General features: G+C 67.9%; 29 protein-coding genes and 1 pseudogene. 22 read left to right on the forward strand and 8 right to left on the reverse strand.

The genetic code is table 11. From position 1 onward, the window contains the following. Positions 1–10: 10 nt before the first annotated feature. The 13 genes from folE to clpC1 all read left to right on the forward strand — a co-directional run bounded on the left by folE (position 11) and on the right by clpC1 (position 12,287). The gene (gene folE / locus NM962_10140; protein ID UVO14653.1) at positions 11–589 is read left to right on the forward strand and encodes a GTP cyclohydrolase I FolE; all 579 of its coding nucleotides are present in this window, start codon (positions 11–13) and stop codon (positions 587–589) included. Next, positions 586–1,422 carry a dihydropteroate synthase gene (gene folP / locus NM962_10145; GenBank protein UVO14318.1) on the forward strand — a complete coding sequence of 279 codons (837 nt, stop codon included), beginning with the start codon at positions 586–588 and terminating at the stop codon, positions 1,420–1,422. The genes folE and folP overlap by 4 nt, the downstream gene beginning before the upstream one ends. After that, positions 1,415–1,804, forward strand: coding sequence for a dihydroneopterin aldolase (gene folB / locus NM962_10150; protein ID UVO14319.1), 390 nt, complete (start codon positions 1,415–1,417; stop codon positions 1,802–1,804). Before folP ends, folB begins: the two co-directional genes overlap by 8 nt. Next, positions 1,801–2,319: a 2-amino-4-hydroxy-6-hydroxymethyldihydropteridine diphosphokinase gene (gene folK / locus NM962_10155; protein UVO14320.1), complete on the forward strand. Its 519-nt coding sequence runs from the start codon at positions 1,801–1,803 to the stop codon at positions 2,317–2,319. Before folB ends, folK begins: the two co-directional genes overlap by 4 nt. Beyond that, positions 2,319–2,804, forward strand: coding sequence for a DUF3180 domain-containing protein (locus tag NM962_10160; protein UVO14321.1), 486 nt, complete (start codon positions 2,319–2,321; stop codon positions 2,802–2,804). The genes folK and NM962_10160 overlap by 1 nt, the downstream gene beginning before the upstream one ends. Before the next feature lie 129 nt (positions 2,805–2,933). Next, positions 2,934–4,289: a hypothetical protein gene (locus NM962_10165; GenBank protein UVO14322.1), complete on the forward strand. Its 1,356-nt coding sequence runs from the start codon at positions 2,934–2,936 to the stop codon at positions 4,287–4,289. A 128-nt stretch (positions 4,290–4,417) separates the two neighbouring features. Further along, positions 4,418–5,320, forward strand: a complete 903-nt coding sequence (locus NM962_10170; protein ID UVO14323.1) for a DUF2520 domain-containing protein — start codon at positions 4,418–4,420, stop codon at positions 5,318–5,320. Beyond that, entirely contained in the window at positions 5,317–6,252 is a 936-nt protein-coding gene (gene panC, locus NM962_10175) for a pantoate--beta-alanine ligase (GenBank protein UVO14324.1), read from the forward strand. Before NM962_10170 ends, panC begins: the two co-directional genes overlap by 4 nt. Next, positions 6,252–6,668, forward strand: coding sequence for an aspartate 1-decarboxylase (locus NM962_10180; protein ID UVO14325.1), 417 nt, complete (start codon positions 6,252–6,254; stop codon positions 6,666–6,668). Before panC ends, NM962_10180 begins: the two co-directional genes overlap by 1 nt. Before the next feature lie 2 nt (positions 6,669–6,670). Next, positions 6,671–7,483, forward strand: a complete 813-nt coding sequence (locus tag NM962_10185) for a type III pantothenate kinase (GenBank protein ID UVO14326.1) — start codon at positions 6,671–6,673, stop codon at positions 7,481–7,483. Between the two features lie 51 nt (positions 7,484–7,534). Next, complete coding sequence (lysS, locus tag NM962_10190; GenBank protein UVO14327.1) at positions 7,535–9,058, forward strand: lysine--tRNA ligase; 1,524 nt, start codon at positions 7,535–7,537, stop codon at positions 9,056–9,058. Between the two features lie 115 nt (positions 9,059–9,173). After that, positions 9,174–9,509 (forward strand): Lsr2 family protein, encoded by a 336-nt coding sequence (locus NM962_10195; protein ID UVO14328.1) that lies wholly within the window; start codon positions 9,174–9,176, stop codon positions 9,507–9,509. 258 nt (positions 9,510–9,767) lie between these two features. Beyond that, positions 9,768–12,287 carry an ATP-dependent protease ATP-binding subunit ClpC gene (gene clpC1 / locus NM962_10200; GenBank protein UVO14329.1) on the forward strand — a complete coding sequence of 840 codons (2,520 nt, stop codon included), beginning with the start codon at positions 9,768–9,770 and terminating at the stop codon, positions 12,285–12,287. A gap of 57 nt (positions 12,288–12,344) precedes the next feature. On the opposite strand, the gene NM962_10205 is transcribed toward clpC1, so the two are convergent. The 3 genes from NM962_10205 to mhuD are packed head-to-tail and all read right to left on the reverse strand — an operon-like array spanning position 12,345 to position 14,695. After that, complete coding sequence (locus NM962_10205) at positions 12,345–13,010, reverse strand: dihydrofolate reductase family protein (protein UVO14330.1); 666 nt, start codon at positions 13,008–13,010, stop codon at positions 12,345–12,347. A 16-nt stretch (positions 13,011–13,026) separates the two neighbouring features. Then, on the reverse strand, positions 13,027–14,361 hold the full coding sequence (locus tag NM962_10210; protein ID UVO14654.1) for a serine hydrolase: 1,335 nt from the start codon (positions 14,359–14,361) through the stop codon (positions 13,027–13,029). Positions 14,362–14,377: 16 nt separating this feature from the next. After that, positions 14,378–14,695, reverse strand: a complete 318-nt coding sequence (gene mhuD / locus NM962_10215) for a mycobilin-forming heme oxygenase MhuD (protein UVO14331.1) — start codon at positions 14,693–14,695, stop codon at positions 14,378–14,380. 98 nt (positions 14,696–14,793) lie between these two features. Here mhuD and NM962_10220 point away from each other — a divergent pair, with 98 nt between their 5' ends. Next, positions 14,794–15,480 (forward strand): alpha/beta hydrolase, encoded by a 687-nt coding sequence (locus NM962_10220; protein UVO14655.1) that lies wholly within the window; start codon positions 14,794–14,796, stop codon positions 15,478–15,480. Here the strand turns inward: NM962_10220 and NM962_10225 are convergent. After that, positions 15,447–16,346, reverse strand: coding sequence for an A/G-specific adenine glycosylase (locus NM962_10225; GenBank protein ID UVO14656.1), 900 nt, complete (start codon positions 16,344–16,346; stop codon positions 15,447–15,449). The genes NM962_10220 and NM962_10225 overlap by 34 nt on opposite strands. Positions 16,347–16,383: 37 nt before the next feature. Here NM962_10225 and NM962_10230 point away from each other — a divergent pair, with 37 nt between their 5' ends. Together NM962_10230 and NM962_10235 are read left to right on the forward strand one after the other, a co-directional pair. Then, positions 16,384–17,007: a carbonic anhydrase gene (locus NM962_10230; protein UVO14332.1), complete on the forward strand. Its 624-nt coding sequence runs from the start codon at positions 16,384–16,386 to the stop codon at positions 17,005–17,007. Positions 17,008–17,155: 148 nt separating this feature from the next. After that, entirely contained in the window at positions 17,156–18,103 is a 948-nt protein-coding gene (locus NM962_10235) for a hypothetical protein (GenBank protein ID UVO14333.1), read from the forward strand. Positions 18,104–18,187: 84 nt separating this feature from the next. On the opposite strand, the pseudogene NM962_10240 reads toward NM962_10235, so the two are convergent. Beyond that, positions 18,188–18,280: pseudogene (locus NM962_10240) on the reverse strand (DNA-binding response regulator). Positions 18,281–18,528: 248 nt separating this feature from the next. Between NM962_10240 and NM962_10245 the strand changes: the two are divergent. Continuing rightward, entirely contained in the window at positions 18,529–19,293 is a 765-nt protein-coding gene (locus NM962_10245; GenBank protein UVO14334.1) for a hypothetical protein, read from the forward strand. Between the two features lie 8 nt (positions 19,294–19,301). Here the strand turns inward: NM962_10245 and radA are convergent, their stop codons facing one another. Together radA and NM962_10255 are read right to left on the reverse strand one after the other, a co-directional pair. Beyond that, positions 19,302–20,708, reverse strand: coding sequence for a DNA repair protein RadA (gene radA, locus NM962_10250; GenBank protein UVO14335.1), 1,407 nt, complete (start codon positions 20,706–20,708; stop codon positions 19,302–19,304). A 48-nt stretch (positions 20,709–20,756) separates the two neighbouring features. Then, a complete protein-coding gene (locus tag NM962_10255; protein ID UVO14336.1) occupies positions 20,757–21,305 on the reverse strand; it encodes a hypothetical protein in 549 nt (182 codons plus the stop codon). 260 nt (positions 21,306–21,565) lie between these two features. Here NM962_10255 and carD point away from each other — a divergent pair, with 260 nt between their 5' ends. The 3 genes from carD to ispF are packed head-to-tail and all read left to right on the forward strand — an operon-like array spanning position 21,566 to position 23,207. Continuing rightward, positions 21,566–22,054 carry an RNA polymerase-binding transcription factor CarD gene (gene carD, locus NM962_10260; protein ID UVO14337.1) on the forward strand — a complete coding sequence of 163 codons (489 nt, stop codon included), beginning with the start codon at positions 21,566–21,568 and terminating at the stop codon, positions 22,052–22,054. Between the two features lie 14 nt (positions 22,055–22,068). Next, positions 22,069–22,734 carry a 2-C-methyl-D-erythritol 4-phosphate cytidylyltransferase gene (gene ispD, locus NM962_10265; GenBank protein UVO14338.1) on the forward strand — a complete coding sequence of 222 codons (666 nt, stop codon included), beginning with the start codon at positions 22,069–22,071 and terminating at the stop codon, positions 22,732–22,734. Beyond that, a complete protein-coding gene (ispF, locus tag NM962_10270; protein UVO14339.1) occupies positions 22,731–23,207 on the forward strand; it encodes a 2-C-methyl-D-erythritol 2,4-cyclodiphosphate synthase in 477 nt (158 codons plus the stop codon). The genes ispD and ispF overlap by 4 nt, the downstream gene beginning before the upstream one ends. Before the next feature lie 14 nt (positions 23,208–23,221). On the opposite strand, the gene NM962_10275 is transcribed toward ispF, so the two are convergent. Continuing rightward, on the reverse strand, positions 23,222–24,067 hold the full coding sequence (locus NM962_10275) for a hypothetical protein (protein UVO14340.1): 846 nt from the start codon (positions 24,065–24,067) through the stop codon (positions 23,222–23,224). A gap of 127 nt (positions 24,068–24,194) precedes the next feature. On the opposite strand from NM962_10275, the gene cysS reads away from it, so the two are divergent. Both cysS and rlmB read left to right on the forward strand, forming a co-directional pair. Beyond that, on the forward strand, positions 24,195–25,604 hold the full coding sequence (gene cysS, locus NM962_10280; protein UVO14341.1) for a cysteine--tRNA ligase: 1,410 nt from the start codon (positions 24,195–24,197) through the stop codon (positions 25,602–25,604). After that, the gene (gene rlmB, locus NM962_10285; GenBank protein UVO14342.1) at positions 25,605–26,546 is read left to right on the forward strand and encodes a 23S rRNA (guanosine(2251)-2'-O)-methyltransferase RlmB; all 942 of its coding nucleotides are present in this window, start codon (positions 25,605–25,607) and stop codon (positions 26,544–26,546) included. It begins immediately after the preceding gene. The last annotated feature ends 7 nt before the right edge of the window (positions 26,547–26,553 follow it).

The raw sequence follows: 26,553 nt of genomic DNA on the forward strand, positions 1-26,553 counted from the left end.
GGGGTCGACGATGACGTCGACAATTTTCGATCAGGCGCGGGCTGAGGCCGCCGTGCGCGAGCTGCTGTTCGCGGTGGGCGAAGACCCCGACCGCCCGGGTCTGCTCGACACCCCGGCTCGGGTGGCGCGGGCATATCAGGAGATGTTCGCCGGGCTCTACACCGACCCCGACGCGGTGCTGGAGACCACCTTCGATGAGCAGCACGAAGAGCTGGTGATCGTCAGGGAGATCCCGCTCTACTCGACCTGTGAGCACCACCTGGTGTCCTTTCACGGTGTCGCCCACGTCGGCTACATCCCCGGCCACGACGGCCGGATCACCGGTCTGTCCAAGCTGGCACGGGTGGTCGACCTCTACGCGAAGCGGCCGCAGGTACAGGAGCGGTTGACCGCACAGGTCGCCGACGCCCTGATGCGCAAACTGAATCCGCGCGGAGTCATTGTGGTGGTCGAGGCCGAGCACCTCTGCATGGCGATGCGCGGAGTGCGCAAGCCCGGCGCGATCACCACCACGTCAGCGGTCCGCGGGCAGTTCAAAACCGACAGCACGTCGCGCGCTGAGGCCCTGGAACTCATTCGGCGCAAGTGAGCCAGACACGCGTGCTGGTCGTCGGGGTGGTCAACGTCACCGCCGATTCGTTCTCCGACGGCGGGCGCTACCTCGACGTCGATCGCGCCGTGGCGCACGGCCGAGAGCTGGCGGGCCAGGGTGCGGCGATCATCGACGTAGGGGGCGAATCGACTCGGCCCGGCGCGGTGCGCACCGACCCGCGGGCGGAAGCGCAGCGAGTGGTCCCGGTGGTGAAAGAACTTGCTGACCAAGGTATTACGGTCAGCGTTGACACGATGAATGCCGCCGTGGCTGAAGCAGCGCTGGACGCCGGCGCCACGATCGTCAACGACGTGTCCGGGGGAGCGGCGGACCCCGCCATGGCTCCGCTGTTGGCCTCTTCGGGTGCCCGATGGGTGCTGATGCACTGGCGGCCGGTCGATCCCGATAATCCGCACCGGGTGCAGTGCTACGGCGACATCACTGCCGAGGTCCGTCAGGATCTGCTCGCAGCCGTCGACGCGGCTGTGGCCGCCGGCGTGGATCCGGCGCAGTTGATCGTCGATCCCGGTCTGGGCTTCGCCAAGACCGCGCAACACAATTGGGCACTGCTGCATGGGTTGCCGCAATTGGTCGACCTCGGTATGCCGGTGCTGGTCGGCGCGTCACGTAAGCGGTTTCTCGGTACGCTGCTGGCGAGCGAGGACGGCACGCCGCGGCCGCCCGACGAGCGCGAAACGGCCACCGCGGTGATATCGGCGTTGTCCGCGCTGCACGGCGCCTGGGGCGTGCGGGTGCACGACGTGCGGGCCTCGGTCGACGCGCTACGAGTCCTGGAAGCCTGGAATCAAGGAGGCGCAAGCGATGACTGATCGGATCGAGTTGCGCGGCTTGAAGGTTCGCGGCAACCACGGTGTGTTCGCGCACGAGCGTGCCGACGGTCAGGACTTCATCGTCGACATCACGGTCTGGATGGACCTCGCCGCTGCGGCAGCCAGCGACAACTTGGCCGATACCTACGACTACGGACAGCTCGCGCAGCGCGCCGCGGATATCGTCGCGGGCCCGGCTCGCGATCTCATCGAGACCGTCGCCGCCGAGATCGCCGAGGAGGTGATGGGCGACCCGCGGGTGCAGGCCGTGGAGGTGGCGCTGCACAAGCCACACGCCCCGATCCCGCTCACCTTCGCCGACGTTGCGGTGGTGGCCCGGCGCTCACGCAGCGATCGACGCGGCAGGGTGGTGCCGGCGTGAGCCGTGCGGTGCTTTCCATCGGGTCCAACCTGGGGGACCGGTTGGCCCTGCTGCAGTCGGCGGTCGACGGCCTGCGCCCAGCGGTGCGCGCGGTTTCGGGGGTGTACGAGACCGCGGCATGGGGCGGCGTCGAACAGGGGCCCTTCCTCAACGCGGTGCTGATCGTCGAAGATCCGGCCGCCGACGAACACGGCTGGCTGCGCCGGGCGCACGAACTGGAGCAGGCGGCCGAGCGGGTGCGCACGCAGCGGTGGGGGCCACGGACCCTGGATGTCGACGTGATTAGCTACCGCGATCTGCACGGGACCGAGGTGCGATCCGACGACGACGCGCTGACCCTGCCCCACCCGCGGGCCCATCTGCGTGCGTTCGTCCTGGTGCCCTGGTTATCGATCGAGCCGGAGGCACGACTGGCCGTAGACGGCCGACCGCGTGCGGTGACAGATTTGCTCGACGAGCTGGAACCGGCTGAGCGTGCCGGTGTGTCGCTGACCGACCTGGTGCTGCAGCTCTGATGGGCCCGACTCGCAAACGTGACGTGGCCGCCGCGGCAGCCGCGGTCGCCATCATCAGCTACCTGGCGGTCCCGCTGCTGTATCGATGGTTCCCGCCCATCACCGTGTGGACCGGAATATCGCTGCTGGCGGTCGCGATCGCCGAGGGGGCGTGGGGTCGCTACGTCGGGGCGAAGATCGACGACGGCCAGATCGGCGCCGGGGCCGGCCGGCTGCATCCGCTCGCGGTGGCTCGCACCGTGGTGGTCGCCAAGGCGTCGGCCTGGATGGGGGCGCTGGTGCTGGGCTTCTGGCTTGGTGTGCTCGGCTATCTGCTGCCGCGCCGGTCCACGCTGCAGGTTGCGGCCCAGGACACCGGCGGCGCCGTGGTCGCCGCGGCCAGCGCGCTGGCTCTGCTCATCGCCGCGCTGTGGCTGCAGAACCGCTGCAAATCGCCGGACGATCCGTGCCCGCCCACCGAGCTGACCGGAAACCAACCCGGGTGAGAATCGCCGGAGTGGGGCGACACGCGGATTGACCTCGTACAGGTACAGTCGGGCAATGCGCGCCAGCAACGGTACGGGACAGAGCGGCGAGGAGGGGGCACCTCCCGCTTGCGGGGGAGAGCGGCGCAGATGAATTCGGTCCTGTCCCGCGCCCCGGGTCGGCGTGGAGTTCGCAGGCCGGGCTGGACATTGATGACGGCGTTGCTGATCCTTGCGATCGCCGCGAGTTCGGCGCTGGTGTTCACCAGTCGCGTGGAGCTGCTCAAACTCGCCGTCATCATCGCGCTCTGGGCCGCGGTCGCCGCCGCGTTCGTCTCGGTGATCTATCGGCGGCAAAGCGATGTGGACCAGGCTCGGGCCCGAGACCTGAAATTGGTCTACGACCTGCAACTCGATCGGGAGATTTCCGCGCGTCGCGAGTACGAGCTGACGGTGGAATCCCAGCTGCGCCGCGAACTGGCCTCAGAACTGCGGGCACAGGCCGCCGACGAGGTCGCGGCGTTGCGCGCCGAGTTGTCCGCGCTGCGCACCAACCTGGAGATTCTGTTCGACGCCGACCTGAGCCACCGGCCGGCCCTTGAGCCTGAGCGGACCGCGGTCCGTGCCTACAGCGACTGGGCGCGCTCCGCTGAGCAACCCCACACCGGCGCCACCCGGGTCGCGTCGGCGGCCACCACGAGCTACCCGCCGGACTCGGTCACCGAGACCGCGGAGAACCCGATCATCGACGTTCCGGAGGTGCGGATCCCGGCCGCCGGGAGCCCCCTGCCCCAGGCTCCGCAGAAACCGCAGGCGCCGCACGTCGAGGGCCGCCGCGGTTCGCATCGCCGTAGCGCCGACGAATCACCCCGGCCCCCCGAGGAGGCCCCGCCGTCACAACCGGCCGCCGCCCGCTGGGCCCAACCGCCGCAGCCTTTCGTCGCGCCGGAACCCCGCCGCGAGCCGGAGCCGCCGCCACCTGCCCCGCAGCCTCCTCCCCGGGCCGCCGTGCCGACCCCATCCTGGAAACCCGTTGGCGCCGAGGGAGAATGGTTGCCGCCGGGCGCTCCCGGCAGTCACTGGTCGGCGGATGTTCCGGCGGAAGCCGGACGGCACGGCGTGTCCGAGCAGAGCGCCGAAGCGCCGAACCGCCGCGGTCGCCACTCCGGCCCGGCCGAATCCGCCGCCGGTCCGGCCAACGGCGCCGAGCCGGCACGCCACGAGGGAGGGGGGCGCCGTCGGGCGCGCTCCCGGCACGCGGCGGAGTCGGGCGGTGGCCATGCCCAGCCGACGCCGCTCGACCGGGTGCCACCGGTAGCCGCTGAGCCGCAGGCGGCCGCCCCGGCAGCTCCCGCCCACGTCGGTGGGGCCGTGTCCCGGCATTCCGCAGGCGCCGACGTGAGCACTGACGGCCCCAGCACCGGCGGCCAGTCGGTGGCTGACTTGCTGGCCCGGCTGCAGCCCACCCCGACGGAGGGTCGCCGGCACCGCCGCCGCGAGGACTGATCCCCGCTCGACTGCGACCAACGTCACTCGCAGCGCCGGGACCGATCGGGATAGACTCACCGGCGACCGTCCGGTACCCGCAACGCGGGACTGGAACGAAAACCACGAGAACCTGTGAGGTCGTCTGCATGGCGCAGTTCGACGGACTGCGGCCCGCCCGGCTCAAGGTCGGCGTCATCTCGGCTGGCCGCGTCGGCACCGCACTCGGTGTTGCGCTGGAGCGCGCCGAGCATGTCGTGGTGGCCTGCAGTGCCATCTCCGAGGAGTCGCGGCAGCGCGCCCACCGCCGACTGCCCGACAGCCTGATCCTGCCGGCGCCCGATGTTGCCGCGGACGCGGAGCTGCTGCTGCTCGCCGTCCCCGACACCGAACTGGCCGGCATAGTGTCCGGTCTGGCCGCCACGGGCGCCGTGCGCGCCGGCACGATCGTTGTGCACACCTCCGGGGCCACCGGGATCAGCGTGCTTGCGCCGCTGACCGAGCAGGGCTGCCTGCCGCTGGCCATCCATCCCGCGATGACCTTCACCGGCTCGGATGAGGACATCGACCGGTTGTCCGAGAGCTGTTTCGGTATCACCGCTGCCGACGAGATCGGCTTCGCCATCGCCGAGGCACTGACGCTCGAGATCGGCGCTGAGCCGTTCCGCGTCGAGGAGTCCGCCCGCACCCTCTACCACGCCGCGCTCTGCCACGGCGGAAACCACGTGGTCACCGTGATCGACGATGCGCTGGTGGCGTTGCGGGCGGCATTGCCGGGGCGGCTCGGCGCGACTGTGGCCGACGACCCCGACGGTATCGCCGAGCGGGTGCTCGGACCACTGGTGCGCGCCGCGCTGGCCAACACCCTGCGCGACGGTCGGGCCGCGCTGACCGGTCCGGTGGCCCGTGGCGACTCGGCCACCCTGGCCCGGCACCTGCGGGCGCTGGCCGCCGTGGACCCCGACCTGGCCGAGGCCTATCGCACCAACGCCCTGCGCACGGCGCACCGCGCGGGTGCCGCCGACGACGTGCTGGAGGTGCTGGCTCGATGAGCTCGAATACCGTCCGGGGCCCGCAGCCCACCTTCACCGCCGGCGGGTTCAACGTCTACGAACGCCCTGATGACGTCGCCCGGGTCAGCCGCGCGCTGCGGTCGACCGGTCGCCGGGTGATGCTGGTGCCGACCATGGGCGCCCTGCATGAAGGTCACCTGTCGCTGGTTCGCGCGGCGCAGCGGGTGCCCGGTTCGGTGGTGGCGGTGTCGATCTTCGTCAACCCGCTGCAGTTCGGCGCCGGAGAGGACCTGGACGCCTACCCGCGCACCCTGGACGACGACTCGGCTGCGCTGCGCGCCGCAGGGGTCGACCTGGTTTTCACGCCGACTGCCGCGGCCATGTATCCGAACGGACCTCGCACCGCAGTGCACCCGGGACCGCTGGGAGCCGAACTCGAAGGGGCGGCGCGCCCGACCCACTTCGCCGGCATGCTCACCGTGGTCGCCAAATTACTGTCGATCGTCAACCCCGACCGGGTGTTCTTGGGGGAGAAGGATTATCAACAGTTGGTTTTGGTGCGCCAGATGGTCACCGACCTCAACCTCGACGTGACGGTGGTGGGCGTCCCCACTGTGCGCGAGTCCGACGGTCTAGCGATGTCTTCGCGCAATCGCTACCTCAACCCGGCTCAGCGCGAAGCGGCGACGGCTCTGTCGGCCGCCCTGGCTGCCGGTGAGCGCGCGGCCGCGGCCGGTGCACAAGCGGCCCTGGATGCCGCCGCCGCGGTGTTGTCCGCGGTGCCTGCCGTCGACGTCGACTATCTGCAGGTTCGAGGAGTCGACCTCGGCCCGGCGCCCACCGACGGAACCGGACGCCTGTTGATTGCCGCCCGGGTCGGCTCGACCCGACTGCTCGACAACGCGGCGGTCACGCTCGGACTTCCCATCGACGCCGACGTGGCGTTAGCCGCACAAACCCGGAGGAATTGATGTTTCGGACGATGCTCAAGTCGAAGATTCACCGTGCCACGGTCACTCATGCCGACCTGCACTATGTCGGCTCGGTGACCATCGACGCCGATCTGATGGACGCTGCTGACCTGCTCGAGGGTGAGCAGGTCACGATCGTCGACATCGACAACGGCGCCCGACTGGTCACCTACGCCATCACTGGCGAGCGGGGCAGCGGTGTCATCGGAATCAACGGTGCGGCAGCGCATCTGGTGCATCCCGGCGACCTGGTCATCCTGATCGCCTACGGCACCATGGAGGACGCCGAGGCCCGCCACTACCGGCCGCGGATCGTGTTCGTCGACGCCGAGAACAAGCAGGTGGACCTCGGTGACGACCCGGCCTTCGTGCCCGATGACGTTTCGGATCTGCTGTCGCCCAGAAGCGTGCACTAGCCGTGTTGCTGGCGATCGACGTCCGCAACACCCACACTGTCATCGGCCTGATCTCCGGTTCCGGTGACAACGGAAACGTTGTGCAGCAGTGGCGGATTCGGACCGAGGCGGAGATCACTGCCGACGAGCTGGCGTTGACTCTGGATGGACTCATCGGAGATGACGGCGAACAACTCACCGGTGCCGCCGCGCTGTCCACGGTCCCGTCGGTGCTGCATGAAGTTCGGCTGATGCTCGACCAGTACTGGCCCTCGGTCCCCGCCGTGTTGATCGAGCCCGGGGTACGCACCGGGATCCCGCTGCTGGTGGACAACCCTAAGGAAGTGGGCGCCGACCGGATCGTCAACGGGCTGGCCGCATTTCACAAGTTCAAGACGGCAGCCATCGTTGTCGATTTCGGCTCGTCGATCTGCGTCGATGTGGTTTCGGCCAAGGGGGAGTTCCTCGGCGGTGCCATCGCGCCCGGCGTCCAGATCTCCTCGGACGCCGCCGCTGCCCGCTCCGCCGGACTGCGCCGGGTCGAACTCACCCGGCCGCGCTCGGTGATCGGCAAGAACACCGTCGAATGTATGCAGGCCGGCGCGGTCTACGGGTTCGCCGGCCTGGTCGACGGTCTGGTTCGCCGGGTCCGCGAGGAGGCCGCTGGCGCGGGGGACGACGTGACCGTGGTCGCCACCGGCCACTCTGCGCCGCTGTTGCTGGCCGATCTGGAGACGGTCGACCACCACGACGCCAATCTGACCCTGGACGGACTGCGGCTGGTGTTCGAACGCAACCGGGACAGCCAGCGGGGCAGGCTCCGTCCGGCGCGCTGAGCGCCGCCGGCTTTTCGTTCTCTAGCCCCTGTTCCTCTAAGCTGGCGGGTCGTGAGCTCCGCCGATGTTGCCCCCGACACGCAGGACGAATCCGACCTCCCTGAGCAGTTCCGGATCCGCCGCGACAAGCGTGCTCGGTTGCTGGCCGAAGGCCGCGATCCCTACCCCGTGGCGGTGAACCGTACTCACACGCTCGCCCAGATCCGGGCCGGTTACCCCGAGCTGGTCGCCGACACCGCCACCGGCGACGTCGTCGGCGTCGCGGGGCGAGTGGTATTCGCCCGCAACTCGGGCAAGTTGTGCTTCGCGACATTGCAGGAGGGCGACGGCACCCAGCTTCAGGTGATGATCAGCCTCGCCAGTGTCGGGGAGCAGGAGCTCGAGGCGTGGAAGGCCGATGTCGACCTCGGTGACATCGTCTACGTGCGCGGCGAGGTGATCAGCTCCCGCCGCGGCGAGCTGTCGGTGTTGGCGGATTCCTGGCAGATGGCCTCCAAGTCATTGCGTCCGCTGCCGGTGGCGCACAAGGAGATGAGCGAGGAGTCGCGGGTTCGGCAGCGCTACGTCGACCTGATTGTTCGTCCGGAGGCGCGTACGGTGGCCCGCCAGCGCATCGCGGTCATTCGCGCGGTGCGCAACGCGCTTGAGCGTCGCGGATTCCTTGAGGTCGAAACGCCGATGCTGCAGACATTGGCCGGTGGAGCGGCCGCCCGGCCTTTCGTCACCCATTCAAACGCCCTCGACGCGGACCTTTTCCTGAGGATCGCACCAGAACTTTTCCTGAAACGATGCGTCGTCGGTGGGTTCGACCGGGTCTTCGAACTGAATCGGGTGTTCCGGAATGAAGGCGCCGATTCCACGCATTCGCCCGAGTTTTCGATGCTGGAGACCTACCAGGCCTACGGCACCTATGACGACTCGGCGGTGGCTACCCGCGAGATTATTCAAGAGGTCGCCGATGAGGTGATCGGGACCCGTCAACTGCCGCTGCCCGACGGCAGCATCTATGACATTGACGGCCAATGGGCGACGGTGGAAATGTATCCATCGCTGTCGTCCGCACTTGGTGAGGAGATCACCCCCGCCACCTCGGTGGCCGACCTCTGGGCGATCGCGGATCGACTGGGCGTGGAAATTCCCAAAGATCGCGGCTATGGCCACGGGAAACTAGTCGAGGAACTCTGGGAACATGCTGTCGGCCACGCTCTGAGCGCCCCAACATTCGTTCGGGATTTCCCGGTCGAGACCACGCCCCTGACTCGTCAGCATCGCAGCATCGAAGGCGTCACCGAGAAGTGGGATCTCTATATGCGCGGTGTCGAACTGGCCACGGGCTATTCCGAGCTCATTGACCCGGTGGTGCAGCGCGACCGTTTCGCTGCCCAGGCCCGCGCAGCTGCCGCCGGGGATGACGAGGCCATGGCGCTCGACGAGGACTTCCTGGCGGCGATGGAACACGCGATGCCGCCCTGCACAGGTACCGGAATGGGTATCGACCGCCTGTTGATGGTCTTGACGGGTCTATCAATTAGAGACACCGTTTTGTTTCCGATTGTTCGTCGTCAAGGTAACTGAACTGCGCCGAAGCCTGTTGTGTTGAAGCAGGCGAATTTTTATGGCAGATTAGTCGGCGAGGTCGAATACGGCTTGCGCAACGATTGCGCGCACGAAAGCTAACCAAGGGGTACCAATGGCGAAAAAAGTGACCGTCACCTTGATCGATGATTTCGATGGTGAGGGTGCCGCCGACGAAACGGTCGAATTCGGCCTGGACGGGGTGACCTATGAGATCGACCTTTCAAGCAAGAATGCTACGAAACTGCGCGCAGAACTGAAGAAGTGGGCCGACGCGGGCCGTCGGGTCGGAGGGCGCCGGCGGGGCCGCTCCGGTGGCGGTCGCCGTGGAACCATCGACCGCGAGCAGAGCGCCGCGATCCGCGATTGGGCCCGCCGTAACGGACACAATGTGTCGACCCGCGGGCGTATCCCGGCCGACATCATCGACGCATTTCACGCCGCAACCTGATCCGCGGTTCAGCGAGGCTCGACAGAGGTTTCGCTGCTGGCGAACCTTTCGTCTGTCGGAACACATTCGGTGGGTTTAGACGTTGGTCCCTTGCATCCGGTGCCAGGTCTTTCGGGACGGGCCATCGGATGGTCGATTCAGTACGCACTGCAAGGCAGGTCACAGCGCGCTGCGCCGCCCACTAGAGTGGACAGCAGGCACGCCGGCCGAGCCGAGGCCGATCAAGTGCCGATCGCGAGGGAGAGCAGGTAGCCACCGATGTTCGAGAGATTTACCGACCGCGCCCGCAGGGTTGTCGTCCTGGCCCAAGAAGAGGCCCGGATGCTCAACCACAACTACATCGGGACCGAGCACATCCTGCTGGGCCTGATCCACGAGGGTGAAGGCGTCGCCGCCAAGTCGCTGGAGTCCCTGGGCATCTCTTTGGAAGGGGTGCGCAGCCAGGTCGAGGAGATCATCGGCCAGGGCCAGCAGGCGCCGTCCGGGCACATCCCGTTCACCCCGCGTGCCAAGAAGGTGCTTGAGCTGAGCCTGCGTGAGGCGCTACAGCTCGGCCACAACTACATCGGCACCGAGCACATTCTGCTTGGCCTGATCCGTGAGGGTGAGGGTGTCGCCGCCCAGGTGCTGGTCAAGCTGGGCGCCGACCTGACCCGGGTTCGCCAGCAGGTCATTCAGCTGCTGAGCGGCTACCAGGGCAAGGAGACCGCGGAGGCCGGCACCGGGGGACGGGGCGGCGAGTCCGGCTCACCGTCCACCTCGCTGGTGCTCGACCAGTTCGGTCGCAACCTGACCGCGGCCGCCATGGAGGGCAAGCTCGACCCCGTCATCGGCCGCGAGAAGGAAATCGAGCGGGTCATGCAGGTGTTGAGCCGGCGCACCAAGAACAACCCGGTGCTGATCGGTGAGCCCGGTGTCGGCAAGACCGCTGTCGTCGAGGGCCTGGCGCAGGCCATTGTGGCCGGCGAGGTTCCCGAGACGCTGAAGGACAAGCAGCTCTACACCCTGGACCTGGGTTCGCTGGTGGCCGGCAGCCGTTACCGCGGTGACTTCGAGGAGCGCCTGAAGAAGGTGCTCAAGGAGATCAACACTCGCGGCGACATCATCCTGTTCATCGACGAGTTGCACACCCTGGTGGGTGCCGGTGCGGCCGAGGGCGCCATCGACGCGGCCTCGATCCTCAAGCCGAAGCTGGCTCGCGGTGAACTGCAGACCATCGGCGCCACGACTCTCGATGAGTACCGCAAGTACATCGAGAAGGACGCCGCATTGGAGCGCCGGTTCCAGCCGGTGCAGGTCGGTGAGCCCACCGTCGAGCACACCATCGAGATCCTCAAGGGCCTGCGGGACCGCTACGAGGCCCACCACCGGGTCTCGATCAGCGACTCGGCGATCGTGGCGGCAGCCACCCTGGCAGACCGCTACATCAACGACCGGTTCCTGCCGGACAAGGCGATCGACCTGATCGATGAGGCCGGTGCGCGGATGCGAATCCGCCGGATGACCGCCCCGCCGGACCTGCGTGAGTTCGACGAGAAGATCGCCGACGCACGCCGGGAGAAGGAATCCGCGATCGACGCGCAGGACTTCGAGAAGGCGGCCAGCCTGCGGGATCGGGAGAAGCAACTCGTCGCGCAGCGCGCTGAGCGCGAGAAGCAGTGGCGCTCCGGGGATTTGGACGTGGTCGCGGAAGTCGATGATGAGCAGATTGCCGAGGTGCTGGGCAACTGGACCGGTATCCCGGTGTTCAAGTTGACCGAGGCCGAGACTACCCGCCTGCTGCGGATGGAAGACGAGCTGCACAAGCGGATCATCGGCCAGGAGGACGCCGTCAAGGCGGTCAGCAAGGCGATCCGGCGCACCCGCGCCGGGCTGAAGGACCCCAAGCGGCCCTCGGGCTCGTTCATCTTCGCCGGCCCGTCCGGTGTCGGTAAAACCGAGCTGTCCAAGGCGCTGGCGGAGTTCCTGTTCGGCGACGACGACGCGCTCATCCAGATCGACATGGGTGAGTTCCACGACCGATTCACCGCGTCGCGACTGTTCGGCGCCCCTCCGGGCTACGTCGGCTACGAAGAGGGCGGTCAGCTGACCGAGAAGGTGCGGCGCAAGCCGTTCTCGGTGGTGCTGTTCGACGAGATCGAGAAGGCCCACGCCGAGATCTACAACAGCCTGTTGCAGGTTCTCGAGGACGGCCGGCTCACCGACGGGCAGGGCCGCACGGTGGACTTCAAGAACTGCGTGTTGATCTTCACCTCCAACCTGGGCACCTCCGACATCTCCAAGGCGGTCGGACTGGGCTTCACCCAGGGCGGCGGGGAGAACAACTACGAGCGGATGAAGCTCAAGGTCAACGACGAGCTCAAGAAGCACTTCCGCCCGGAGTTCCTGAACCGCATCGATGACATCATCGTCTTCCACCAGCTCACCAAGGAAGAGATCATCGAAATGGTCGATCTGATGATCGGCCGGGTGGCCAAGCAGCTCAAGGCCAAGGACATGGACATCGCGCTGACCGACAAGGCCAAGTCACTGCTGGCCAAGCGCGGCTTCGACCCGGTGCTGGGCGCGCGTCCGTTGCGGCGCACCATCCAGCGCGAGATCGAAGACCAGCTCTCGGAGAAGATCCTGTTCGAAGAGCTCGGTCCCGGCCAGCTGGTCACCGTCGACGTCGAGAACTGGGACGGCGAGGGTGCACACGAGAACGCGGTATTCACCTTTGCCGGTAGCCCGAAGCCGACGGCGGAGGCATCCGACCTGGCCAAGGCCGGCGCGGAGTAGTCGCTACTGACACGAAACGGGCGGCACCTTCACTCGAAGGTGCCGCCCGTTTCGCATTCAACGGGTCTGTCGGCTGAGGCCTCGCCGCCAGAAGAAGTGGTGCACCATCCCGCTGGGGCTTGGGATCTGCTCAAGATGGAAACGGTCGACAAGCTCATCGGGGCTTGACCACAACCTTTCCCCGCGGCCGAGCTCGACCGGTGCCACCGCGACGTGCATCGTGTCGATGAGATCGGCGTCGAGGAACTCCCGAACCGTGGCAACGCCGCCACCGATGCGCACGTCTTTGCCGTCAGCCGCAGCCAATGCCTGCGTCAGTGCGTCCTCGGGGGAGGTGTTGAGGAAGTGGAATGTGGTGTCGCTCAATGTGAATGATGGTCGCGCATGGTGAGTGAGTACGAACACCGGGGTGCGGAACGGGGGCTCGTCGCCCCACCATCCTTGCCAGTGGTAGTTCTCCCATGGCCCGCGCTGCGGACCGAATTTGTTGCGCCCCATGATCTCTGCGCCGATGTTGTGGGCCCAGTCGCGGGTGATGTAGTCATCGAGGCCGTAGCTGCCGCCGGGATCGGTGCGGTTGACCCAGTGCGCGGTGGCGCCCGCCCACGACATGAGGTCCGCCGGATCGGCATGACCGAACGGACGTTCGTGGCTCTGCCCTTCTCCGGCGCCGTACCCGTCGCTGGAGATGCTGAAGTTCTGCACACGGACCAGTTGACGCATGGGGCCCCTTTCTGGGCTAGCGCTGCGTCGGCAGTAGGCCGAACGCCTGCTTGGCGACCTGCAGCATCCAGCTGCCGACGCTCTTGCCGTGATCACGCGGCCAATTGAGCTGGAAACTGACCACCCACGGTTGACCGCCCCGGTCGACGGCGTACCAGCTGAAGGTCAGGTCGCCGGGCAGGCCCCCGGCCTTGGCGCCGATATAGGGCCAGTCGGTACGCGGCAGGTCGATGCCACGCACCGCGGACAGGATCTCCCGGACCGGTGCAGCCTTGCCGACGGCAGCGGCCTGCAGCGCGACGTGTACCCGGCAGATGTCCTCCGCGCTGCCGTACCACTCGGCGCCATAGGCGGACGCCGGGATATGCGCACGAATCGGGTCCGGCTCATAGGGTCGGGAATCGGCCTGCTGCAGCAGCTTTGCCCGCTCCTGCGGTGAGCCGTGCTGCCACTGCTCGCGCAGGTCGGGCTTACCCCAGCCCACCGAGAACAGTTCGTACATGGTGGGAAACGGCGTCATGCTGGCCGGGTCGTGGTGGCCGGCCGTGGCCAGTGCACGCTCGACCGCGCGGGTCCCTACCCGGCCGATCAGCAGATCGGTCGCCATATTGTCGCTGGTGGCGATCATCTTCTCGGCGGCCCTGCGCACCGAGACATGGGCGCCGTCGGGCAGCTCCTCCAGACCGGACGAGCCGACCGATTTGGCCCGGCCAGTGATGGTCAGCGGGTCGTCCCACGACACGGTCCCGGCCTTCACCTCGTTGGCCACCGCCAGCAGCACATACAACTTGAAGATCGATGCCAGCGGCAGGGATTGGGCGGCGTTGGCGCCGGCGACCGGCTTACAGACGCCACCTTCGATCCGCGACGCCTGGTAGGAGTACCGTGCGCCGGTCTTGTTCAGCACCGCATCGAGGTCGTGCCAGGAGCCGATGGTCGGTGCCTCGGTGGTCGGTTTGAACAGGTCGACCATACCGTTGTCGTCGGTGCGGAGCCTGATGTCTTGGCGGGCACCGTAGGAGGTGGTCAGGTGCAGGGTGGCCGCGCCGGCCCGAATGTCGACGCTGTCGAGGTGGAACGGCCGATCCCACCACAGCGATTCCATGGTCGTGACCACCTGCTCGACCTTGTCCGGTGCGGCCAGGGTCGCCACCCCGATCGGACCGATCGGCCAATCGGAGTTCAGCATGTCCATGGTCTGCTTGGCGCGCAGACCCGGTGGAGTCTTGGTCGAGATCGTCACGTCGCTGTCGGAACCGGCGTCGGCGGGAGATGCCGGTGAAGGGGCGCAGCCGGCGGCTGCCCCGGCGACGAGGGCGACCAGGGTCAGAGCGGTCGTCCATGCCGCCAGGTGGCGCAGCACGGGGCTAGGCCTGTGCGGCAGTTCCGGCGACGTCAAGCACGACCTCGAACTCCAGCAATGATGCTCCGGTCGCTACCGGCTTGGCCCGCTGCCCGGCGTGGGCTTCGACGGCGGGTCCCTGTGCCCACGCCTGGAACGCTTCGTCGGACTCCCAGTGCGTCACCACGAAGTAGCGGTCGTCGCCCTTGACGGGGCGCAGCAGCTGGAAGCCAAGAAAACCGGGTTGGTTCTCCACCGCGTGCGCGCGATTTGCGAACCGTTTCTCCAGTTCGGGCCCGGCGTCGGCGGGCACCTCGATTGCATTGATCTTCACCACTGACATGGGCCTAGGCTACCGTGCCCCGGGTGGGGATCGCGTCGACCGAGCTGCTGACCTACCGCGGTGGGCACGGGGCGCCGCTGGTGTTGGTCCACGGACTGATGGGCCGTGGCACCACCTGGCCGCGGCAACTGCCGTGGCTGACCAGGCTGGGTGCCGTCTACACCTACGACGCTCCCTGGCATCGCGGTCGTGAGGTCGCCGACCCGCATCCGATCTCCACCGAACGCTTTGTCGCCGACCTGGCCGTCGCCGTCGAGCAGTTGCCGGGCCCGGTGCGGCTGATCGGACACTCGATGGGCGGATTGCACTCGTGGTGCCTGGCGGCCCGGCGCCCCGAGCTCATCTCCGCGCTGGTGGTTGAGGACATGGCGCCCGACTTCCGGGGCCGCACCACCGGCCCGTGGGAGCCGTGGGTGCATGCGCTGCCCGTGGAGTTCCCCAGTGCCGAGGAGGTGGTCGCCGAATTCGGTGACATCGCCGGCCGGTACTTCCTGGAGGCCTTCGACCGCACCGAGGCCGGTTGGCGGTTGCACGGTCGGCCCGAGTGGTGGTTGCAGATCGCCGCCGAATGGGGCACCCGTGACTACTGGGAGCAGTGGCAGAACGTGCGCTGCGCCACATTGCTGATCGAGGCCGGCAATTCGGTGACCCCGCCGGGGCAGATGCGCGAAATGCACTGTCTCGCGGGCGACAGCACCTATCTGCACGTCCCCGAGGCAGGCCACCTGGTGCACGACGAGGCGCCGCAGATCTACCGCGAGGCCGTCGAGTCGTTCCTGTCCTGACCGGGCAGCGCGAAGCGGCCATCGGCGAGCTGCTCCACCAGGCCATCGCCCAGCAGTGAGGTCAGGGCGCGTTCGCGTTGCACCGCGTCCGCCGGCCAGGCCAGGTCAAGGTCGGCGCGTGTCACCGCAACGGCGTTGTCCCGCAACACATCCAGTAGTCGCCCGCGGACCTGGCGGTCGGTGCCGGCATAACGTTGAGCCGGCCGCTTGGGTCCGGTTCCCGGCGGTGAACCGGCAAGCCGCCAGCTGCAGCTGTGCCGCAGCGGGCAGTCATCGCATCGCGGTGACCGTGCGGTACACACGATGGCGCCCAGCTCCATCAGCGCCGCGGAGAACCTGGCGGCCCGGTCGGCCTTGGGCAGCAGGGCCTCCACGTCGGCGTGGTCGCGCTTCGCCGACGGGGCGCCGGCATCGGGGTGTCCATGCACGGCGCGGGCCACCACCCGGCGCACGTTGGTGTCCACCACCGGAACCGGTTGGCGGTAGGCGAAGCTGGCCACCGCCCTAGCGGTGTAGCTGCCGATCCCGGGCAGCTGCTGCAGCACGTCGACATCGTCGGGCACCACGTCAGCGAAGTCCTGGGCGATCACGGTCGCGCATTCGTGCAGCCGTTTGGCGCGGCGGGGATAACCGAGCTTCCCCCAGGCCCGCAGGACGTCGGCCGGGCTCGCCGCCGCCGTCGCCGACGGGGTTGGCCAGCGCGCCACCCAGTCTGGCCAGATCGGCAGCACTCGTGCGACCGGAGTCTGCTGCAGCATGAACTCGCTCACCAGGATCTGCCACGGCGTGACATCGCCGGCCCTCCAGGGCAGATCGCGTTCGGCCAGGGCGAACCAGCTGAGCAGATCCTCGGCTGGAACGCTCACCAAGCGCTCGGCTCCGATCCCGTGCAGAATGTCGGGCATGCCCAATTCAAACCCGATCTCAGCGTGGAAAGCACTCAAGGAGGGTAACGAGCGCTTCGTCGCCGGCGAGCCTAGCCATCCCAGTCAGGACGTCGCGCGCCGTGCGGCCCTGGCCGCCGGTCAGAAGCCGACCGCAGTGGTGTTCGGCTGCGGCGACAGTCGGGTGGCTGCCGAGCTGATCTTCGACCAGGGCCTGGGCGACATGTTCGTGGTCCGCACCGCCGGCCACGTCATCGACTCGGCGGTGCTGGGCTCGATCGAGTTCGCGGTCGAGGTGCTCAACGTGCCGTTGATCGTCGTGCTCGGTCATGACAGCTGCGGTGCGGTCAAGGCGACGCTGGCGGCGTTGGACACCGGGGCTGTGCCGGGGGGCTATCTGCGCGACATCGTCGAACGGGTGACGCCGTCCATCCTGGTGGGTCGCCGCGACGGTCTCAGTGCCGTCGACGAGTTCGAGGCTCGGCACGTCGACGAGACGGTGGCGCAGTTGGCGAGCCGCTCTAAAGCGATCGCGGATCGTATCGAGGCCGGTTCGCTGGCGATCGTCGGCGCCACCTACCACCTGGCGGACGGGCGGGTGACCGCGCGCAATCATCTAGGCGACATCGGCGACGAGTCGTAGCTCGGTGGCTTCATCGAGATGTGAGGTGCCTGGGAAGTGGTGTGAGGTACCTGGAAAAGCTTGATCCAAACCAAAGTTAAGGCATAGCTTTCCTATGCGTTTTCACGGCCGAAAGCTGGTCGGGCGCACACGGAGGGGGAAGCAAGAAATGAAGCGCGTCGCATTAGGAATTGTTACCGGAGGGGCCGCCACCGCGGCGTACTTCGGGTCCGCGATGGCATACGCGGACGACACGACTTCCGGCACCTCGGGGGCCGAGTCGTGGTCTCCGGTCTACGGGACCGACGCCGCCACCTTGGTCCAAGACCAGGGCTCGGGGTCGCTGGCTTGGGAGTTGCCTGCCAGCTTTGCGAACGGCAGCACGACGCTGTCCGGGACGGATTACGTGATGCCGTCGACGGGCGGATACAACGATGAATTCGTCACTTCTGCCGGGGCCGTCTACGACCAGGATCAGCTGTTCCCGGGGGTCACCAACCTCTATTACGACGACGGGGTGAAAGGCGATGCCCCCGTTGACGTTCTCAAGACGTCGTTTGGGAACTTCAACGTCTCGTCGATGGCGTCGCTGTTCACGCCGACCGACCCGCAGAACTTTGTTGACTCCGGCACGGCTCTGCAGAACGCCGGCTTGTACAGCGCGTTGGACCTCGGACCGGATGGGAAGAGCGGCTCCGAGCCGACGTGGACTCCGAGCTACGGCGATGTCACCGAGGTGGCCAACAAGGGAGCGGCACCGGTGTGGGAGGTGAGCAACACCACCTTCACCCCCAGTGCCGGCACGGCACTTACCGGAACGGACTACCTGGCGCCGTCGCTGGGCGGATACGACAATGAATTTGTCACCGGCAGCGGGGCCGTCTACGACCAGGATCAGCTGTTCCCGGGGGTCACCAACCTGTACTACGACGACGGCGTGAGCGGCGATGCCCCGGTCGACATCCTCAAGACGTCGTTCGGGAACTTCGACCTCTCGTCGATGGCGTCGTGGTTCGCGCCGACCGATTACTCGGATGCCGTCGCGGCTACGCCGGATATGGATCTGACCGACGCGGGCCTCTACAGTGCGCTGGACCTCGGGCTGCCGGTGAGCTAAGGCCTGGCCGGCCGATCGGTTCTCGAATTTTCTGATCGCCACAGGCACACGAATGCCCCGGCTCTGCCGGGGTATTCGTGCTTCTCAGCTTCGGTACCGCGGGGTGACGATGCCGCGGTCAGAGACGTAGACGATGGCCGCCGCCCGGTCGCGCAGGGCGAGTTTGGCGAAGATCCTCGGGCGGTCACAGATCTGTGGGCATCGCCGCTCACCGAGCCGGAAGCCCAGAGTCGCGACCAGCATGCGATCGATTTGATAGTGCGGCTGCCCGGGCTGTGGGTCGTTAATGGCGCTGCTGGGTCGCTGGTTGTGGCGGCCGGGCCGGGTTACCGCACGGGCTGAATAGTCGCCGAAGGTCACAACGCGGCTACGACACGCCGGGACGGGTCGGACAACTCGCGGTGAGGTCGTCCTACCGTGGATGCGTGCTCGATTTGGAACCGCAGGGTCCGCTGCCTTCGCAGATCTATTGGCGACGACGTGGCCTCGCGCTGGGCATTGCGCTCATCGTGATTGCCGTCGTGTCGGCCATCATCTTCGGCGTCGTTCACGGCAGCAGTGCCGGTGCCGACAATGCGGACGGGAAGAAGTCCACCGCCGCGCAGCACGCCAAACCACAGAACCCCTCGCCTGAAGAGGTCAAGACGCCCGTGGTTGCTCCCGCGGAGCAGGCGCCACCGCAAGCGCCGACCCCGACCGCCGCGGTGACGCCGCCTCCGGTGCTCAAGGAGGGCGACGACTGTCCCGACTCGACGCTGGCGGTCAAGGGTTTGACCGGCCCGCAGTACACGGTGGGGGAGCAGCCGCAGTTCACCATGGTTGTCACCAACATCGGCTTGGTGGCCTGCAAGCGGGATGTGGGTGCCGCGGTACTGGCTGCCTACGTCTACTCACTGGACAACCAGCGGCTGTGGTCGAACCTGGACTGCGCGCCGTCCAACGAGACCCTGGTGAAGACCTTCGACCCCGGCGAGCAGGTGACCACCACGGTGACCTGGACCGGAATGGGTTCGGCGCCGCAGTGCCCACTGCCGCGGCAGCCGATCGGACCCGGGACCTACAACCTCGTCGTCCAACTCGGCAATCTGAGATCCGCGACGGTGCCATTCATGCTTACCGAGCCCTCGCCGGACGGGCCGCCGCCGGGGCAGGACGTGCCCCCGCCGGACGCGCTGCCGCCGGGCAACTAGATCGCTCCTTAGGCCCGATCCAGTAGCTGCGGCGGCGCCACATGACCGCCGCGCCGGTCGGCGATCTCGACCAGGTGGTGCAGCGCGGCAACGATGTTGGCTGCCGGAACCGTACGCAGGCCGCCAATGGTGGCCGGAGCACCCGGGGGAGTCAGCGCGATGGTGAAGCCGAGCCGGGCCGCCTCGGCGAGTCGGCGGTCCATCCCGCTGACCGGGCGCAGGTCACCGGCCAGGCCCACTTCGCCCAGCACCACGGTGGTTCCCGGCAGCGGCAGATCCGAGTACGCCGATGCCAGCGCGATCGCGACAGCCAGATCCGTGGACGGATCGGTCAACCGCATACCGCCCACCGTGGACAGGTAGATGTCGCAGGCCGCGATCGGAAGTTCGGCGTGCTTGTCCAACACCGCGGTGATCATGGCGGCCCGGGAGTGGTCAATGCCGCTGACCGCGCGGCGTGGCGAGCCGCCCGCCGGTTTGGCCAGCAGCGCCTGCACTTCGCCGATCAACGGGCGTTTGCCGTCCAGTGCCACGGTGATGGCCGTGCCGGGCACCGGCTCGCTGCGCTGCTCCAGGAACAGCCCGGACGGGTCGGTGATCGGTTCGATGCCGTCGTCGCGGAGCAGGAAACAGCCCACCTCGTCGGTAGCGCCGAAACGATTCTTGACCGCCCGCACCATACGCAGCACCGAGTTGCGGTCACCCTCGAAGTGCAGCACCACGTCGACGAGATGCTCGAGTGAACGTGGGCCCGCGATCGCGCCGTCCTTGGTCACGTGCCCGACCAGGACCAGCGCCACGTCGGCACTCTTGGCGGCGGCGGTCAGCGCGGCCGTCACGGCCCGCACCTGGGTGACCCCGCCGGCCACGCCGTCGGTGTCGGCGGCGGCCACGGTCTGCACCGAATCCACCACCACCAGGGTGGGCCGCACCGCCTCGATATGGCCCAGTACCGTCTGCAGGTCCGATTCGGAGGCCAGGTAGATCTCGTCGTGGCTGCATCCGGTGCGTTCGGCGCGCAGCCGGACCTGTCCCGCGGACTCCTCGCCGGAGACGTACAGCGCCCGGCGCCCGGCCAGCGCCCAGCGGTGAGCGACCTCGAGCAACAGCGTCGATTTACCGACACCGGGATCGCCGGCCAACAGGGTGACCGAGCCGGGGACCACCCCGCCGCCCAATACCCGGTCGAGTTCGGTGACTCCGGTGGGCGCCGGTCGCGCGCGACCCGCCTCGATGGAGCTGATCGGCACCGCGGGCCGTGCCGGTGCCGCTGGCCGCAGCCCACCCGCCGGTGCCGCGGCTTCGCCTACCGGGTCGATACCGCCCCAGCTACCGCACTCCGGGCAGCGGCCTAACCACTTCGCGGTGGTGTTCCCGCATTCCGAACAGCGAAAGAGCGAACGTGCCTTGGCCACTCGGCGACCGTATCGCCTAGGTCCGACAGTGCCGGCCGCGACGCGACGTCAGTGGTGCGAAAGCGGGCCGGCCGAGATGGGCACGTCCACGCGCACCTCGCCGGCCTTCTTGAAGGTGAAGGTGAAGTCGTAGGTGAGTCCGTTGCGGATCGCCTTGTCCAGGGTCACCGTCGCGGTGGCCGTGTTGGCGTTGGCCACCTCGGGCAGTGCCTTGGCGGCGGGAGCCGTCGGCAGGTCGGGGCCTGCCGGAGCGCTGACCACCAGGACGCCGCCGACGGGCACGGTCTTGCTGCCGGTCGGTGACACCTTGCCGATCGAGGTCGTGATGTCGCTCAGCTCGTCGTTGGCGTCGGTCGACTGGTTGCTGGCCACGAACACCAGGTCGACGGTCTGGCCGGGCTCCAACGCGTCGCCGGTCTGCGTCGCCTGGATGCGCACGTCGCGCAGTGCCAGGTCGCCGACGGTGGCCGAGGCGCCGTTGACCGCGGACGCCTGGTCGGCGGTCTGAGAGATCTGTCCGGTACCGCAGCCGGCCAGCGCCGCCGCAGCAATCAGCGCGATCGCAGCCTTGTTGAAGGCCCTGCTGAACGAGTTCACGTGTGGTCTCCTGCTCGGCCGTCGCGACTTGTGACTATGCACTGTAGTAGCAACCATCTGCCGGCGGTAGCGCAGGGTTACCGGTCGCCCGCGACCCCCGTCGACCAGCCCGGATCAGGCTCCGATCAGGTTTGGCCCAGCATGCTTCGGTCGCGGTGTCAACCCCCCTCCTGGGGTCGCGGTGCCCCTGACCTGCACCGTTGGTGGTCGAGTGTTGTGGCGGCGTGTTAGTATGGGGTAGCGAAAGGGGCTCAAATCAGATGATCTTTAAGGTCGGAGACACCGTCGTATATCCACACCACGGTGCAGCGTTGATCGAGGCGATTGAAACCCGGACCATCAAAGGCGAGCAAAAGGACTATCTGGTCCTTAAGGTGGCGCAGGGCGACCTCACCGTTCGAGTTCCCGCTGAGAATGCCGAATATGTCGGTGTGCGTGACGTTGTCGGCCAGGAAGGTCTGGACAAGGTCTTCCAGGTGTTGCGTGCCCCGCACACCGAAGAACCGACCAACTGGTCGCGTCGTTACAAGGCCAACCTGGAGAAGCTCGCCTCCGGCGATGTGCACAAGGTAGCCGAGGTCGTTCGCGACCTCTGGCGGCGTGACCAGGAGCGTGGCTTGTCCGCCGGTGAGAAGCGGATGCTGGCCAAGGCACGTCAGATCCTCGTCGGTGAGCTGGCCCTGGCCGAGAACACCGATGACGCCAAGGCGGAGACCATCCTCGACGAGGTGCTGGCCGCAGCGTCCTGACCGCCAGGAATTAGGTGGCAACCACAGTAGCCGTGGTTCCGGCCGCGGGTTCGGGTGTGCGGCTCGGTGCCGGTGTCCCCAAAGCGTTCTTTCTGCTCGGCGGGCGGACGTTGGTGGAGCGCGCCGTGGCGGGGCTGCGGGAATCCGGGGTGGTCGACCAGGTTGTGGTCGCGGTGCCGCCGGATCGCACCGATGAGGCCAAGCTGATCCTGGGCGGTGCAGCCACCGTGGTCGCCGGCGGTGCTCATCGTGTCGACTCGGTCCGGCTGGCGCTCGAGAGTGCCGGGGATCCCGAATTCGTGCTGGTCCATGACGCGGCGCGACCACTGACCCCGGCGTCGCTGGTGGCCCGGGTGGTAGAGGCATTACATGCCGGGCACCGCGCCGTCGTCCCGGCGCTTCCGGTCGCCGACACCATCAAGGCGGTCGACGCGAACGGAACGGTCCTGGGCACGCCTGAACGGGCCGGCCTGCGGGCCGTACAGACCCCGCAGGGGTTCGCCGCCGACCTGCTTCTGCGGGCCTACCAGCTGGCCGGTGCGGACACGCAGTTCACTGATGACGCCTCGATGGTCGAACACGTCGGCGGCCAGGTCCAGACCGTCGACGGCGATCCGTTGGCGTTCAAGATCACCACAGCGCTCGACGCGGTGCTCGCCGAGGCGGTGGTGAACCGGTGAGCGCACTGCCGCGGGTCGGGCTGGGCACCGATGTACACCCGATCGAGCCGGGCCGGCCGTGCTGGCTGCTGGGGTTGCGCTTTCCCGACGCCGACGGCTGCGCCGGGCACTCCGACGGCGACGTGGCCGCACACGCCCTGTGTGACGCGCTGCTGTCGGCGGCGGGGTTGGGGGACCTCGGAACGGTTTTCGGCGTCGACGAGCCCCGCTGGGCACATGTAACCGGTGCTGTGATGCTCGGCCACGTGCGCGAGCTGCTCGCCGAGAGCGGCTTCGTGATCGGGAATGCCGCAGTGCAGGTCATCGGCAACCGGCCGAAAGTGGGACCCCGCCGCACCGAAGCGCAGCAGCTGCTCTCGGAATTGCTGGGCGCACCGGTTTCGGTGTCGGCAACAACCACCGACGGCCTGGGGCTCACCGGTCGAGGCGAGGGACTGGCCGCGGTGGCTACCGCGTTGGTGGTTCCTGGGTAGTTGGCTCGGCGGGTTTAGCAGCCGACGCCGAAGATGGCGCCGACGATCCCACACGGGACCTCAGTGGCCACCGTCGTGCCAATCTGCGCGCCGGCATCCGCGAGCGTGGCCGGCAGGTCTGCAGCCCCGTCCAGGGCTGCAGTTCCGTCCAGGAACGGGGTTATGTCGACGTCAAGCGGTATGTCACCAAGCGGCACGTCCGCGGGCACGTCAAGGGGCATACCGGCGGCTGCCAGGCTGAAACCGTCGGTCGCCGGATCGAACAGATTGACGGCATCGGTCGCAGCGGCCGAGCCGACTTCCGGTGCCCCCAAATTCAGAGCGTCGGTCGCAGCGCCGGAACCGGCGTCGGTCGCAGCGGCGGAACCGGCGTCGGTCGCAGCGGCCGAACCGGCCTCGGCGGCGTTTGCGCCGGTGTTCGCGCCCGATTGGGCCAACCCGCTCAGCATCGGGGTCATCAAGGGCGCGGCCAGCGAGGGCACCATCATCGCGACCATCGGCGCCATCATTGCCATGGACATACCGATCTGGGGGCCCATCGCAGCCATACTGGCGGTGCTGGCGCCGGCGGTGCTGGCGGACTGACCCATCTGACCCATCTGGTCGGCCTGCTGCTCGGCCTGCTGGCGCTGCTGCTCGGCCTGGGCGTCCTGCATCATCTCTTGCTGGCCCGGCGCGATTGCTTGCTCGGCCGGCGCGACCTCGTGCTCGGCCGGCGCAGGAGTAACCGCAGCTACAACTTCTGCGGGCTGAGGTTGCTGCTGGTTGTTGTTCGGCTCGTCGGCGTATGCAGTCGCGCTACCTGCAAATGCGACCGCAGCCAAGACTGCTCCCGAGACTGCCACCAGACGTTTACTCACTGCCGCAATATATGCCACGTCACACCCCCTGTCCACCGATGCGCCGATCGGTATCCGGTCCTGGGAAGCCCCTAGCTAGTGGCGCGCGTGGCGGTTGCCGGCTTAGCGCCCGGTAAGCTGGCCCGTCGTGACCGATCGCCCCAGCCTGCGGCTGCACGACACGGCAACCGGCGCCGTGCGTGAATTTGTCCCGCTGCGGCCCGGCCATGTGTCTATCTATCTCTGCGGTGCCACCGTCCAGGCGGCGCCCCATATCGGCCATGTCCGCAGCGGCGTGGCGTTCGATGTATTGCGCCGGTGGCTGACCGCCCGCGGCTATGACGTCGCCTTTGTGCGCAACGTGACCGACATCGACGACAAGATTCTGGCCAAGGCCGCCGCAGCGGGGCGGCCGTGGTGGGAGTGGGCCGCCACCCACGAGCGTGAGTTCACCGCCGCGTATGAGGCGCTGGGGGTGCTGCCGCCGTCGGCCGAACCGCGCGCCACCGGACACATCACTCAGATGGTCGAGCTGATCGAGCGCCTGATTGAGCGCGGCCATGCCTATGCCGGCGGCGGCGACGTGTACTTCGACGTGCTCAGCTACCCCGAATACGGCCAGTTGTCCGGTCATCGCATCGACGACGTGCACCAGGGCGAGGGGGTCGCCACCGGTAAGCGCGATCCGCGTGACTTCACGCTCTGGAAGGGCGCCAAGCCCGGTGAGCCCAGTTGGCCCACGCCGTGGGGCCCAGGCCGTCCGGGCTGGCACCTGGAGTGTTCGGCGATGGCCCGCTCCTACCTCGGTGCCGAATTCGACATTCACTGCGGCGGGATGGATCTGGTCTTCCCGCATCATGAGAACGAGATCGCTCAGAGTCGCGCCGCCGGAGACGGATTCGCGAACTACTGGCTGCACAACGGCTGGGTCACCCTGGGCGGCGAGAAGATGAGCAAGTCGCTGGGCAACGTGTTGTCGATGTCGGCGGTGCTGCAACGGGTCCGGCCGGCCGAGCTGCGCTACTACCTGGGCAGTGCGCACTACCGGTCGATGCTCGAGTTCTCCGAGACCGCGCTGCGCGACGCGGTCAACGCCTACGTCGGTATCGAAGACTTCCTGCACCGGGTGCGCAGCCGGGTGGGTGCGGTGGTTCCCAGCACCTGGACGGACCGTTTCGCCGCAGCGCTCGACGACGATCTGTCGGTGCCGATCGCGCTGGCGGAGGTGCACCGGACGCGCGCGGAGGGCAACCGGGCGCTGGACTCCGGCGACCACGAGGGCGCGCTGGCCGCGGCCGGCGCGATCCGGGCGATGATGGACGTGCTGGGCTGCGACCCGCTCAACGAGCGTTGGGAGTCGCGCGATGAGACCTCGGCGGCGCTGGCTGCGGTCGACGTCTTGGTGCGGGCCGAGTTGGAACGCCGGGCGACCGCTCGCGCGGAACGGGATTGGCAGTTGGCCGACGAGATCCGCTGCAGGCTCAAGGATGCCGGTATCGAGGTCACCGACACCGGGGATGGTCCGCAATGGTCACTACTGGTGGAGGGGTCTGAGTAGATGGCCGGAAATTCCAAGCGCAAGGGTGCGGTGCGCAAGCCCGGCACCAAGAAGGGGCCGACGGTCGGCTCCGGCGGCCAGCGTCGCCGTGGGCTCGAAGGCCGCGGCGCCACCCCACCGGCGCATCAGCGCGAATACCACCCGGCGGCCAAGGCGGCCAAGCGTGTGGCCAAGCAACGCGCCTACCGCACCTCCAAGCGCACCGACGAGAACGAGACCGTGTTGGGACGCAACCCGGTTCTGGAGTGCCTGCGCGCCGGAATCCCGGCCACCGCGCTGTATGTGGCGCTGGGCGCCGAGGCCGATGAGCGCCTGACCGAATCGGTGACTCGGGCAGCCGATTCCGGATTGCCGATCTTGGAGGTCCCGCGGTCCGACCTGGACAAGATGACCACCAACGGTCTGCATCAGGGCATCGCTCTGCAGGTTCCGCCGTACAGCTACGCGCATCCCGACGACCTGATCGCCGCGGCGCGCCGCGATGCGGCGCCGCCGTTGCTGGTCGCACTGGACAACATTTCTGACCCGCGCAATCTCGGCGCCATCGTGCGGTCGGTGGCGGCGTTCGGCGGCCACGGTGTGGTGATCCCGCAGCGTCGGTCGGCCTCGGTGACCGCGGTGGCCTGGCGTACCAGTGCCGGTGCGGCCGCGCGGGTTCCGATCGCGCGGGCGCCCAACCTGAACCAAACGTTGAAGGCGTGGGCAGATCGCGGCCTGCAGATCGTCGGGCTCGACGCCGGCGGCGACACGGTGGTCGATGAGCTGGACGGCACCAGCCCGATGGTGCTGGTCGTCGGTTCCGAGGGCAAGGGATTGTCCCGCCTGGTCCGGCAGAACTGCGACTCCATCGTGTCGATTCCGATGTCCGGGCCCACCGAGTCGCTCAACGCATCGGTGGCCGCCGGGGTGGTGCTGGCCGAGATCGCCCGTCAGCGAAGGTGATTCGACG

Origin of the sequence: Mycobacterium sp. SVM_VP21 (genome assembly GCA_024758765.1) — a bacterium.
Taxonomy (GTDB): domain Bacteria; phylum Actinomycetota; class Actinomycetes; order Mycobacteriales; family Mycobacteriaceae; genus Mycobacterium; species Mycobacterium heraklionense_C.